This window comes from Sulfitobacter sediminis, from assembly GCF_040811725.1.
In the GTDB taxonomy this organism is placed as follows: domain Bacteria; phylum Pseudomonadota; class Alphaproteobacteria; order Rhodobacterales; family Rhodobacteraceae; genus Sulfitobacter; species Sulfitobacter sediminis.
The window spans coordinates 89,825-102,585 of sequence record NZ_JBFNXX010000015.1 but is presented as its reverse complement, the minus strand read 5'-3'; the positions used below and the strand labels follow the sequence as shown (position 1 = coordinate 102,585).

At 64.7% G+C, this 12,761-nt stretch carries 12 protein-coding genes; 9 read left to right on the top strand and 3 right to left on the bottom strand.

Annotation, left to right across the window (positions count from 1 at the left end; all coding sequences use genetic code 11):
• Positions 1–17: 17 nt before the first annotated feature.
• Complete coding sequence (locus AB2B41_RS17695; RefSeq protein ID WP_367879146.1) at positions 18–500, bottom strand: DUF4399 domain-containing protein; 483 nt, start codon at positions 498–500, stop codon at positions 18–20.
• 86 nt (positions 501–586) lie between these two features.
• Complete coding sequence (locus tag AB2B41_RS17690; RefSeq protein WP_367879145.1) at positions 587–1,741, bottom strand: trans-sulfuration enzyme family protein; 1,155 nt, start codon at positions 1,739–1,741, stop codon at positions 587–589.
• 171 nt (positions 1,742–1,912) lie between these two features.
• Here AB2B41_RS17690 and AB2B41_RS17685 point away from each other — a divergent pair, with 171 nt between their 5' ends.
• The 6 genes from AB2B41_RS17685 (at position 1,913) to AB2B41_RS17660 (ending at position 7,748) form a co-directional block, all read left to right on the top strand.
• A complete protein-coding gene (locus tag AB2B41_RS17685) occupies positions 1,913–3,127 on the top strand; it encodes a bifunctional alpha/beta hydrolase/OsmC family protein (protein WP_367879144.1) in 1,215 nt (404 codons plus the stop codon).
• Between the two features lie 184 nt (positions 3,128–3,311).
• A complete protein-coding gene (purB, locus tag AB2B41_RS17680; protein ID WP_367879143.1) occupies positions 3,312–4,616 on the top strand; it encodes an adenylosuccinate lyase in 1,305 nt (434 codons plus the stop codon).
• Between the two features lie 150 nt (positions 4,617–4,766).
• Positions 4,767–4,928: an adenylosuccinate lyase gene (locus AB2B41_RS17675; RefSeq protein WP_367879142.1), complete on the top strand. Its 162-nt coding sequence runs from the start codon at positions 4,767–4,769 to the stop codon at positions 4,926–4,928.
• Between the two features lie 176 nt (positions 4,929–5,104).
• Positions 5,105–5,632: a hypothetical protein gene (locus AB2B41_RS17670; protein ID WP_367879141.1), complete on the top strand. Its 528-nt coding sequence runs from the start codon at positions 5,105–5,107 to the stop codon at positions 5,630–5,632.
• A 61-nt stretch (positions 5,633–5,693) separates the two neighbouring features.
• Entirely contained in the window at positions 5,694–6,770 is a 1,077-nt protein-coding gene (locus AB2B41_RS17665) for a flagellar motor switch protein FliG (protein ID WP_367879150.1), read from the top strand.
• A gap of 69 nt (positions 6,771–6,839) precedes the next feature.
• Positions 6,840–7,748, top strand: coding sequence for a lysophospholipid acyltransferase family protein (locus AB2B41_RS17660; RefSeq protein WP_367879140.1), 909 nt, complete (start codon positions 6,840–6,842; stop codon positions 7,746–7,748).
• Positions 7,749–7,786: 38 nt separating this feature from the next.
• Here the strand turns inward: AB2B41_RS17660 and AB2B41_RS17655 are convergent, their stop codons facing one another.
• Positions 7,787–8,485, bottom strand: a complete 699-nt coding sequence (locus AB2B41_RS17655) for a DUF1223 domain-containing protein (RefSeq protein ID WP_367879139.1) — start codon at positions 8,483–8,485, stop codon at positions 7,787–7,789.
• A gap of 232 nt (positions 8,486–8,717) precedes the next feature.
• Between AB2B41_RS17655 and acnA the strand changes: the two genes are divergently transcribed.
• The 3 genes from acnA (at position 8,718) to AB2B41_RS17640 (ending at position 12,758) form a co-directional block, all read left to right on the top strand.
• Positions 8,718–11,507: an aconitate hydratase AcnA gene (gene acnA, locus AB2B41_RS17650; RefSeq protein WP_367879138.1), complete on the top strand. Its 2,790-nt coding sequence runs from the start codon at positions 8,718–8,720 to the stop codon at positions 11,505–11,507.
• A 147-nt stretch (positions 11,508–11,654) separates the two neighbouring features.
• On the top strand, positions 11,655–11,987 hold the full coding sequence (locus tag AB2B41_RS17645; protein ID WP_367879137.1) for a TM2 domain-containing protein: 333 nt from the start codon (positions 11,655–11,657) through the stop codon (positions 11,985–11,987).
• An 84-nt stretch (positions 11,988–12,071) separates the two neighbouring features.
• Complete coding sequence (locus tag AB2B41_RS17640; protein WP_367879136.1) at positions 12,072–12,758, top strand: SDR family NAD(P)-dependent oxidoreductase; 687 nt, start codon at positions 12,072–12,074, stop codon at positions 12,756–12,758.
• Positions 12,759–12,761: the final 3 nt, after the last annotated feature.

Below are 12,761 nucleotides of genomic sequence, written 5' to 3'. Positions count from 1 at the left end.
CCGTCCTCCTTTGTGGATCATCGCAGACCCACCTTGGCACATAGATGCCGTCGGGGGGCGGTCACATCATCAAAGCCCACCGTCACCGTAATCGCCTCGCTCATCACCGGCGGGTCATGCGGCACGTGGTTCAGATCGCCCAAGAGCAGCCGCAGCGTATGCGTGCCTGCAGGCAGTTCCCGCGTCACCTGCGTCTGCCCGCCGCCGAAATGCACGATCTGGTCCGTCGCGGGCAGGCTCGTGTCCATTTCGAGCGTCGCGGGGTCGGTGTTGATCAGCAAATGATGGTGTCCGGTGTTCTCCACCTCGGTCCCGGCGGGGGCGACGCCCATGCCGGTCAGCCCGAAGACGATCGTTACCGGATTGCTCACGGTGGCCCCGTCAGCGGGCGAGATGATATAGGCCTGCGCGCCTTCGGGTGCGGCGCTGCGGTGGCCGTCGGCCATGGCGGTGCTGCCCAGCAGGATGGCGGCGCTGAGGATCGTGGCAAATCTCTTCATCGGTGTCTCCCTCTCGTGCGGCGATGATCGCCGCCCGGTTCAGGATAGCCCGCCCGCACCTTCCCGCATAGGTTTATTGCAAGGGCCTACTGCCCCAGCGCCTGCGCAAGGTCGTCCCGCAGATCGCCCACGTCCTCGATCCCCACCGACAGCCGCAAAAGCCCCTCCGGGATGCCCGTATGCGGCTCGATCGTGTGCCGATGCTCGACAAGGCTCTCCACCCCGCCAAGCGACGTCGCCCGGTGGAAAAGCCGCAACCGCCCCGCCGCCCTCAGTGCCGCCTCGGCCCCGCCCTTCACGACAAAGGACAGCAAGCCGCCAAAGCCCCCCGACATCTGCTTTGCGGCCAGCGCATGTCCGGGATGATCCGGCAGCCCCGGATACATCACACGCTCCACCGCCGGGTGGTCCGACAAATACTCCGCCAAAGCCTGCGCGTTCTGCGACATCCGCTCCATCCGCAGCGGCAGCGTCCGCATCCCCCGCGTCAGCAGCCAGGCCTCCATCGGCCCAAGCACCGCGCCCGCCATGTCGCGGTCCGCGCGGATCATGCCCCAGACCTCGCTGCCCGCATTCGCGACACAAAGCGCCCCCGCCAGCACATCCGAATGCCCGTTGATCCCCTTTGTCGCCGAATGCATCACGATATCCGCGCCATGGCGCAACGGCTGGCTCAGCACCGGCGAGGCCGCCGTGCTGTCGACCGCCAGCAGCGCCCCCACCCCGTGGGCCGCCGCCGCAGCGCCCGCGATATCGGTGATCCGCAGCCAGGGGTTCGACGGCGTCTCGATCCAGACCAGCGCGGGCCGATGGGCCTCGCAAGCCGCCTCCAAGGCGCCAAGGTCCGAGCACTCAATCTCATGCAGCGCGATCCCCCGACGCGCGCAGAAGTCCCTGATCCAGGCGGTGGTCCCCCAGTACATCTGGCTCTGCACCACGACGCTCGCCCCGTTCGGCAGGGTGCGGAACACCGCCGCGACCGCCGCCATACCCGAGGGGAACAGCAGGCTTTCCGCCGCCCCCTCCAGCCGCGACAGCAGACGCTCGGCCACCCGCACATTCTCATTATGCGAGCGCAGATAGACGTTCTCGGGATTGACCGGCGCGTAATCCTCGCCCCGCACAAAGGTCGTCGCCATGTGAATGGCGGGGGTCACGCCCGCGGTCTCGCGGTCCGTCGCACCCGCGGCCTGCGCGGCAATGGTGGCCGGGGCGTTGCGCGTCTGGTCTGGCTTGGTCACATCGGGGCTCGTTTCATGGCAAGGGTCGCGCCTTGCTACACCCGCCCCCCGGCACAGGCAATCGCCCTCAAGCCCGACCGCGCGACGTCACGCCTGCGTGACCGCCCGGACGCAAAGCTTGCACAACCGCGCCCGCGCCCCCACCCTGACACCAGCAGCATCGGAGACCCCATGCCCACCAAACGCATCACCTTCACCGGCCACGCGGGCGACACGCTCGCGGCACGCCTTGACCTGCCCGAGGGCCCGCACCTGGCCACGGCGCTCTTTGCCCATTGCTTCACCTGCGGCAAGGATATCCCCGCCGCCCGCCGCATCGCCGCACGCCTCGCGGGCATGGGCATCGCGGTCATGCGCTTCGACTTCACCGGGCTGGGGCATTCCGAGGGCGAATTCGCCAACACTTCCTTCACCTCCAACGTCGAGGACCTCATCGCCGCCTGCAAGCACCTCGACGCCGAGGGTCTGCCCCCCAGCCTGCTCATCGGCCACTCCCTGGGCGGTGCCGCCGTTCTCAAGGCGGCCAGCGAAATGCCGCAGATCAAGGCCGTCGCCACCCTCGGCGCGCCCTTCGACCCCGGCCACGTTGCGCACCACTTCGCCGACGCCCTGCCCGAGATCATCTCGAAAGGCGTGGCCGAAGTCTCCCTCGGCGGCCGCCCCTTCCAGATCGGCAGGGACTTCATCGAAGACATCGCCAAAGGCGCCCTGACCCCCGCCATCGCGAACCTCAAGGCCGCGCTTCTGATCATGCACGCCCCCCAGGACGCCACGGTCAGCATCGACAACGCCAGTGAAATCTTCCTCGCCGCCAAACACCCCAAAAGCTTCGTCACCCTCGACGACGCCGACCACCTGATCACCCGTGCGCGCGACGCCGAATACGCCGCCGAGGTCATCGCCACCTGGGCCAGTCGCTATCTCGACCTCAAGCCCCCCGCCCCGCCCCCCGGCGCACCCGAAGGCATCGTGCGCGTCTCCGAAGCCGACACGAACGGCTTCCTGCAGGACATCAACGCAGGCCCTTATCACCACGCGCTGGCGGACGAACCCAAGGCCTATGGCGGCACCAACCGGGGCATGTCCCCCTACGGCTTTCTCTCGGCGGGCCTCGGCGCCTGCACTTCGATGACAATCCGCATGTACGTCCGCCGCAAGGGCTGGCCGCTCGACCACGTCAGCGTCGACGTCAGCCACGACAAGGTGCACGCCCAAGATGCCGAAACCGGCAGCGGCGACAAGGTGGACGTCTGGCACCGCCGCATCCACCTGACCGGCGACCTCACCCCCGACCAGCGCCAACGCCTGATGGAGATCGCCGACAAATGCCCCGTGCACCGCACCCTCGAAAGGGTCTCGGAGGTCCGCACGGAACTGGTGCCCTGACCCCGCCCCTCTTTCTGGCCCTATAACGTCCCGGGGGAGTCAGCTTTGCTGACGGGGGCAGCGCCCCCAGCAACACCCGCCTGCCCTCGCCAAGGCCAACCCAAAACAGCACCACCTTGCCCTCGCCCCCGCCCCGGTCTATCCCCCGCCCCAGCACCCAACCGCAAGGACAAGGTAGAGCCGCATGATCCCCCGCTACTCCCGCCCCGACATGGTCGTCCTCTGGTCGCCCGAGACCAAGTTCCGCATATGGTACGAGATCGAGGCGCATGCCTGCGACGCCATGGCCGATCTGGGCGTGATCCCGCGCGAGAATGCGGACGCCGTCTGGAAGGCCAAGGACGTGGAATTCGACGTCGCCCGCATCGACGAGATCGAGGCGGTGACCAAGCACGACGTGATCGCCTTCCTCACCCATCTCGCCGAACACGTCGGTTCCGAAGAGGCGCGTTTCGTGCATCAGGGCATGACCTCATCGGACGTGCTTGACACCTGTTTCAACGTCCAGCTCACCCGCGCCGCCGACATTCTGATCGCCGACGTCGAAGCCCTGCTCGCCGCACTGAAGCGCCGCGCGATGGAGCACAAGATGACCCTGCGCATCGGCCGCTCCCACGGCATCCACGCCGAGCCTACCACCATGGGCCTCACCTTCGCCCGCTTCTACGCCGAGATGGACCGCAACCTCGCCCGCCTCAAGACCGCCCGCGACGAGATCGCCACGGGGGCCATCTCCGGCGCCGTCGGCACCTTCGCCAACATCGACCCACGCGTCGAGGAACACGTCTGCGCCAAGCTGGGCCTGAACCCTGAGCCGATCAGCACCCAGGTCATCCCCCGCGACCGCCACGCGGCCTTCTTCGCCACCCTCGGCGTCGTCGCCTCGTCCATCGAGAACGTCGCCATCGAGATCCGCCACATGCAGCGCACCGAGGTGCTGGAAGGGGCGGAGTTCTTCTCCATGGGCCAGAAGGGCTCCTCTGCCATGCCGCACAAGAAGAACCCGGTGCTGACCGAAAACCTCACCGGTCTTGCGCGCATGGTCCGCTCCGCCGTGATCCCGGCGATGGAGAACGTCGCCCTTTGGCACGAGCGGGACATCTCGCATTCCTCGGTCGAGCGGATGATCGGGCCTGACGCCACAATTACGCTCGACTTCGCGCTCGCCCGGCTGACCTCTGTCGTCGACAAGATGCTGATCTTCCCCGAAAACATGCTGGAGAACATGAACAAGTTCCCCGGCCTCGTGATGAGCCAGCGGGTGTTGCTGGCGCTCACGCAGGCCGGTGTCAGCCGAGAGGACGCCTATACCTACGTGCAGCGCAACGCGCTCAAGGTCTGGGAACACCGCAGCGATTTCAAGGAGGAGCTGCTGGCCGACCCGGATGTGACCGCCGCCCTCAGCCGTGAGGAGATCGAGGAAAAATTCGACCTCGGCTATCACACCAAGCATGTCGACACGATCTTCAAACGGGTGTTCGGAGAATAGCCTGCCCACACCGGCTGGCAGGTGCCAGTGCTGAAGAAACAGACAAAATCCGCCCCCGCCGCGACACAATCTGTCGCAGCGTCACCCGGAATGTTTGAAATCCTGCGCAATCGGTGTACCTTCGATCCATCAACCGAAAGGAGACGGACCATGAAGATCAAGACCCTAGCGATTGCCCTGGCCCTGACCGCCGCGCCCGCGCTGGCCTATGCGGAAGGCTGCAGCTACGGCAAGCAAAAGCAGGCGATGTCCTGCGCCGCAGGCACCGTATACGACAGCGCCTCCAACAGCTGTCTGCCCGTCAACACCTGAGACGGCCAAGCACAGACGAATACCATTGGCGCAGACCTGCGATGGTCTGTGCTTTTTCATTTCAGGCGGATGTCCGCCCGCGCAACGCCGTTCACGCCTACGTGTAAAAGTTGCATTCCGGCTTGGCGTATTTTTCAAGTAAGCTATTTCTCAAAGCATCCATCAGGAGATGACCGATGAAAAAACTCATACTGGCCTCAGCGCTTGCCCTGCCCTTTGCCGCAACAGCCGCGCTTGCGGCGGGCGGCGGCAACGAGACCGCCCCGCCCAAGCCCAAGTGCGAGGAAGGCAAGATCTATGACAAAAAGACCAAGACCTGCGTGAACGCACAGGACAGCAATCTCGATATCGACAGCCTCTACGAGAACCTGCGCGAACTGGCCCACGCAGGCCGCTATGACGACGCGCAGACGGTGCTCGCGCAGATGCCGCAGGACGATGACCGGACACTGACCTACCTCGGCTTCACCAGCCGCAAGATGGGCCAGATGGATCTGGCCATGACCTATTACGAACGCGCGCTCGCAGTGAACCCGGCCAACGTGCTGGCACGCTCCTACATGGGCCAAGGCTTTGTCGAGCAGGGGAAAATCCAGCTTGCCCTTGCCCAGCTGCACGAAATCCGTGCTCAGGGCGGCAGCGGCACCTGGGCCGAAACCTCGCTGCGCAATGCCATCGCGACGGGACGCACCTACAGCTACTGATTTCAACCTTTCTTCATCTTTGCCCGGCATAACACCTTGGCGTCACGGGGGCTTGGCAAAGATGAACGACATGGTGCCGATGCAGGGTTTCGCGCCGCTTCCCGGGTTGCCGGGGGGCGGCGCTTCTTCTGCGGGGCTGAGCCGCCGGGCCAAGGCGGCGATCATCGTGCGGCTCTTGCTGAACGAAGGCGCTGATATCCCGCTTGAGGAATTGCCCGAGGAGTTGCAGGTCGTGCTGACCCAGCAGATGGGCCAGATGCGCCTTGTTGACCGCGACACGCTGAGCGCGGTGGTCGAGGAATTCGCCAGCGCGCTTGAGGGGGTGGGCCTGTCCTTTCCGCCCGGGATCGCGGGCGCGCTCGACGTGCTCGACGGCAAAATCAGCCACCAGACGGCAGCGCGCCTGCGCAAGGAGGCGGGCGTGCGGCAGTTCGGCGATCCCTGGAAGCGGATTTGCGAACTGGGGCCCGAGGCCCTGCTGCCGGTGCTGGAGAGTGAGAGCATCGAGGTCGCCGCTGTGATGCTGTCGAAGCTGCCTGTCGGGCTGGCCGCCGATCTTCTGGGGCGGCTGCCGGGGCCGCGCGCGCGGAAGATCACCTATGCCGTCTCGCTCACCACCGCCGTCACGCCCGAGGCGGTGGACCGCATCGGACTGTCCCTGGCCACGCAACTCGTCGCCCAGCCCAAGCGCGCCTTCGACGCAGGCCCCGTGGAGCGGGTGGGTGCGATCCTGAATTCCTCGAGCGCGCTGACCCGCGACGACGTGCTGACCGGGCTCGATGAGACCGACCAGGGCTTTGCCGACGCGGTGCGCAAGGCGATCTTCACCTTCGGCAACATCCCAGCACGCATTGCCCCGCGCGATATTCCCCGCATCCTGCGTGAGGTGGACCAGAACCGGCTGGTCATCGCGCTGGCCGGGGCCGAGGCGGCGGGCTTTGCCGCCTCGCGCGACTTTATTCTGGAAAACATGTCAGGCCGCATGGCCGACCAGCTGCGCGAGGAAATGGAAGCAGCGGGCAGGGTCAAAACCGCCGATGTCGAGGACGCCATGTCCGAGGTCGTGGCGACCATCCGCGAGATGGAGCAATCGGGCGACCTGTTGCTGGTGGTGGACGAGGACGATCTGGAGAGCTGAGGCGCACGTCTTGTTGCTGCGCGGCCCAGCGGCTATGTCTGGCGGACATTTCTCAAGTCATTGGTCCAGATGTCAGAACAATCCGCCCTCGACGATCCGCACGCGCAGCCCGCGCGCAAGCTGGGGGATTTCCTGACCAACGCCCTCATCGTGGGGATCATCCGGCTCGCGCTTGCCCTGCCCTATGCGCTGCGCGTGCGTTTCGTCGGCTGGATCGTGGAGCGGATCATCGGCCCTGTCGCAGGCTACAAGCGCCGCGCCTTGCGCAACCTCGAAATGATCTGGCCCGATCTGCCCGAAGCCCGGCGGGCCGAGATCGCCACGCGCTGTCTCAACAACGTCGGCCGCACCTTTATCGAGAATTACTCCGCCCGCGCCTTCCCGCGCCGCATGGCCAAGGTCACCCCCCACGGTCCTGGCGCGCAGGCGCTCGAAGAGGCGGTGGCCGAAGGGCGTCCGGTGATCCTCGTGACCGGTCATTTCGGCAATTACGAGGCCACCCGCGCCGCACTGGTGGCACGCGGGTACGACATCGGCGGCCTATACCGTGAAATGAAGAACCCCTATTTCAACGCCCATTACGTCAAGACCATGGAAGCCTTCGGCGGCCCGGTCTTTCCCCAAGGCAGGCGCGGCACGGCGGGTTTCGTGCGGCACCTCAAGGGCGGCGGCCAACTGGTGCTGCTTTTCGATCAGCACGTGCAGTATGCGCCGATCCTCGATTTTCTGGGCGAACCCGCGCGCACGGCGCTTTCAGCGGCGGAACTGGCGCTGCGCTACGACGCGCTTTTGATCCCCTTCTACGGCATCCGGCAGGCGGACGGGCTCAATTTTGAATGCGTGCTCGAGGCCCCGGTGCCCCATACGGACGCCACAACCATGACGCAGGCCCTCAACGACAGCCTTGCGGCGCGGGTGCGCGAGATGCCCGAACAATGGTTCTGGGTGCACCGCCGCTGGCGGGCGGACGAACCGTAACGCCCGGACCTCAAGCGTAAAAAGTTAGAGGAAGTCTCTCAGCGCAGCCGCGCAGCCGCGACGATAGGCCCGACCCGGTCATGCTGCAGGATCACGACGACTGGCTTGTCGCCCGTCACCTCCGCCGTCATCTCCAGCGGTCCGGTCCCGTCCCATTCGCCCAGAACCGTCCAGCCTTCGACGATATTGGCATAATCCAGCGTCTTGCCCGCGTTCTCGCCCCGCTTGATCTTGGTCGAGGCCAGCGGCGTATAGCGCAGCATATGCACCGTCACGGGTGCCTCGATCTGCCCCAAAGGCATAGCCTCGATCCGCAGGCTGTCACCCTCGCGGGCAAGGCTCAGGCTGGCACCCGCAGATTGCCGGGCATGGTCGGTGATGGCTTTAGACAGCTTCATGGGCTTTGCACCGACAATATCCGTCACACCGCCCACAATCATCTCGGGCGTATAGACGGAATTGCGGTTGCCCCGCGCCGCGTAGGCGCGCTGGCGGTCGGCATGGCGGGGATTGCCAAATGGATCGGCCCAGCCGATGTAGTCCCAGTAATCCACGTGCAGCGCCAGCGCGATCACATCGTCACGCGCGGCAAGTTCATGCAGCATCGCGTCCGCAGGCGGGCAGCTCGAACAGCCCTGCGAGGTGAAAAGCTCGACCACGACAGGCGTGTCCTGCGCCCTGAGCGGCGCGGCAAGGCCGATCACGGCGGCAATAAGCGCAATGGTAATATGCTTCATATGATTCCGACTGATCGCCTTTGTGGTGGTCCCCCGTCTATCCTTCCAAGTCACGCTTGACCAATCAAGGTTTGTTGAAAGCGATGTCATCTGGCGTGTTCCCCTTCAATTTCTGTACACCATGGTATACAAAAAGCGTGAAAACCCACGAATGGTGGTTGATCCGCGCCTGCGACGGTGGCATTGAAGCGCCAAGATCAGCGATCCAACAGACCTTGAAAGGGAGCCTCCCATGACGATCCAAGTCGGTCAGGACACAGCCAAGACACGCAAGACACTTTCCGCAGGCGGCACTTCCGTCGCCTACTACTCGATCCCCGCCGCGCAAGAGGCCGGGCTTGGCGATTTCTCCAAGCTGCCCGCCGCACTCAAGGTGGTGCTTGAGAACATGCTGCGCTTCGAGGATGGCAAGACCGTCACCGTGGACGACATCAAGGCCTTCGCCGAATGGGCGCAGAAGGGGGGCAAGAACCCACGCGAGATCGCCTATCGCCCCGCCCGCGTGCTGATGCAGGACTTCACCGGCGTGCCGGCGGTCGTGGACCTTGCCGCGATGCGCGACGGGATCGTCGCCCTGGGCGGTGACGCGGAAAAGATCAACCCGCTGAACCCCGTCGATCTTGTCATCGACCACTCCGTGATGATCGACGAATTCGGCAACCCCCGCGCCTTCCAGATGAACGTGGACCGCGAATACGAGCGCAACATGGAGCGCTATACCTTCCTCAAGTGGGGTCAGAAGGCGTTCAACAACTTCCGGGTGGTGCCCCCCGGCACCGGCATCTGCCACCAGGTGAACCTGGAATACCTCGCCCAGACCGTCTGGACCGACAAGGACCAGAACGGCCAAGACGTCGCCTACCCCGACACGCTGGTCGGCACCGACAGCCATACCACCATGGTCAACGGCATGGCCGTCCTCGGCTGGGGCGTCGGCGGGATCGAGGCCGAGGCCGCGATGCTGGGCCAGCCGATCTCGATGCTGATCCCAGAAGTCGTCGGTTTCGAGCTGACGGGCGAGATGATGGAAGGTACCACCGGCACCGACCTCGTGCTGAAAGTGGTGGAGATGCTGCGCGAGAAGGGCGTGGTGGGCAAGTTCGTGGAATTCTACGGCTCGGGCCTCGACAAGCTGCCACTCGCGGACCGTGCCACTATCGCCAACATGGCCCCGGAATACGGTGCCACCTGCGGCTTCTTCCCGATCGACAACGAAACCCTGCGCTACCTGCACACCACCGGCCGCGATGAGGCGCGTATCGCGCTGGTCGAAGCCTACGCCAAGGAAAACGGCATGTGGCGCGACGCGGATTACGCGCCGGTGTACACCGATACCCTCAGCCTCGACATGGGCACCATCGTGCCCGCCATCTCCGGCCCCAAGCGCCCGCAGGACTACATCGCGCTCGACAAGGCGGCGAAGGCGTTCAGCGACTACGTTAGAGGCGTGCGCGAGGGCAAGGATGCCTCGATGAAAGAGGAAATCCGCTGGGAAGGAGAAGGCGGCCAGCCCGAGCCGCAGGAGATCCCCGGTGACGAGGGCCACCACCAGCGCGGTTACGTCAAGACGGACGACGGCCACTACCAACTGCACGACGGCTCCATCGTGATCGCCTCGATCACCTCCTGCACCAACACGTCGAACCCCTATGTGATGATCGGCGCGGGCCTCGTGGCGCGCAAGGCGCGTGAAAAGGGCCTCACCCGCAAGCCCTGGGTCAAGACCTCCCTCGCCCCCGGCTCGCAGGTGGTTTCGGCCTATCTCGAGGCCGCTGGACTTCAGGACGACCTCGACGCCATCGGCTTCAACCTCGTGGGCTACGGCTGCACCACCTGCATCGGCAACTCCGGCCCGCTGGAGGCCCCGATCAGCAAGGCTATCAACGATTATGACCTGATCGCCACCTCTGTCCTGTCCGGCAACCGCAACTTCGAAGGCCGGATCAGCCCCGACGTCCGCGCCAACTACCTCGCCTCCCCGCCGCTGGTGGTGGCCTATGCGCTGGTGGGTGACATGAACGTCGATCTGGCGAACAGCCCGCTGGGCCAGGACAAGGACGGCAACGACGTCTACCTCAAGGACATCTGGCCCTCCCAGGCCGAGATCGCCGAGCTGGTCGAAAAGACCGTGACGCGCGAGGCGTTCCAGACCAAATACGCCGACGTCTTCAAGGGCGACGAGAAATGGCAGGGCGTCGAGACGACCGAGGCCAAGACCTACGACTGGCCGCCCCAGTCGACCTACGTCCAGAACCCGCCCTACTTCCAGGGCATGTCGCCAGAGCCGGGTGTGATCACCAACATCGAGGGCGCGCGCGTCCTTGCGGTGCTGGGCGACATGATCACAACCGACCACATCAGCCCTGCCGGTTCCTTCAAGGACACGACCCCCGCCGGACAGTACCTTGTAGAACGTCAGGTGCCGGTGCGCGAGTTCAACTCCTACGGCTCGCGTCGCGGCAACCACGAGGTGATGATGCGCGGCACCTTCGCCAACATCCGCATCAAGAACGAGATGCTGGATGGCGTCGAGGGCGGCTATACCCTCGGGCCGGACGGCAAGCAGACCTCGATCTTCGACGCTGCCATGGCCTATCAGGAACAGGGCACGCCGCTGGTGATCTTCGGCGGCGAGCAGTACGGCGCGGGGTCGTCGCGTGACTGGGCCGCCAAGGGTACGGCGCTGCTGGGCGTCAAGGCCGTGATCGCGGAAAGCTTCGAGCGTATCCACCGCTCAAACCTTGTCGGCATGGGTGTCATTCCCTTCGAGTTCACAGGCGGCGACACCCGCAAGTCACTGGGCCTGAAGGGCGACGAGACCGTCTCCATCTCCGGCCTCGACACGATCAAGCCGCTGCAGGAAGTGCCCTGCACGATCACCATGGGCGACGGGTCGGTGAAGGAGATCATGATCAAGTGCCGCATCGATACGGCGATCGAGATCGAATACATCGAACACGGCGGCGTGCTCCACTACGTGCTGCGCGATCTGGCCAAGGGCGACGCCATCGCGGCGGAGTAAGGCCTCCGACTTGAAACAATCCGATGCCCTCGCTGCGCTGCGCAGCGAGGGCATCTTGTTTTTCTAAAAAAGTAATCGGAACCCTTAAGCCTTTGTTAACCAATATTTTGAAGGGTTATCCCGGCGAAAGAAAACAAAGGAAACGTCATGGCCCTGTCTACCCAACAACAAATGCTTGTGGAGCAACGGGTGACGAACGAAAGCAAGTCAGCCGTCGTCGCCTATCTTTTGTGGTTCTTTCTGGGTGGTCTGGGGGCGCATCGGTTCTATCTTGGCCGCAGCGGATCTGGCATCGCGATGCTTGTCCTTTTTGTTTTGGGCTGGCTCACGCTGGCTGTCGCAGTCGGACTTTTCCTGCTAATCGCGGTCGGCATCTGGCTGCTCGTCGATGCATTCCTGATCCCCGGCATGGTCGACAACCTGCGGCACGGCACGCGGCAGCAGGCAACCAACGAACTGCTGGCCATGGGTGGCGATTAATCTCCAAACACGAAAGCATCCGGTGGACCTTCCGCACCAGACCTCGCAAACTAGGTTTGCAGTGGTTCAGCGAGGGGAAAGCTTATGCGGCATGTGGCACTGGTCACCGGAGGCACCCGTGGCATCGGACGCGCCATCGTGGAAGAGCTTGCCACGGACCACGACGTCGCGCTGACATGGCGCAGCACGCCTCCCGATGCGCTTATCGCCAAGCTGCCCGAGGCCCTGGCCATCGAGATCGACCTGACCGCACCTGATGCGGCCGATCAGATCGTGGTACAGGTCATCCGCCGCTTCGGCCGAATCGACGTAATTGTCAACAACGCGGGCGCTCTACTGACCGACGATCAGGACGCGGGCCAGAACTTCGCGGTCAACGTAGCCGCCCCCCGTGCCCTGCTGGACGCGGCCTTGCCGCACCTTCAGCGCGGCGCGAGCGTGATCAACATCTCTTCGGTCAACGCAGTGCTGCCCGCAATGGGCGCTGTCTCCTATTCGGCCAGCAAGGCCGCGCTCGACACCTGGACGCGCGGGATGGCCAAGACACTTGGACCGAGGGGCATCCGCGTGAACGGGATTGCGCCGGGGGCCATCGAGCGCGTGGAGAGCCCGCGCCCGCCTGAACTGGTCAAAGCCTTCGTGGAGATGACGGCCCTGGGACGTTCCGGCGTGCCGGTGGACATCGCTAAGGTGGTGCGGTTTCTGGCATCGGACGCCGCGGGTTTTATTTCGGGAGAGACGATTACCGTTTCGGGTGGCTATCGGCTGTAAGCC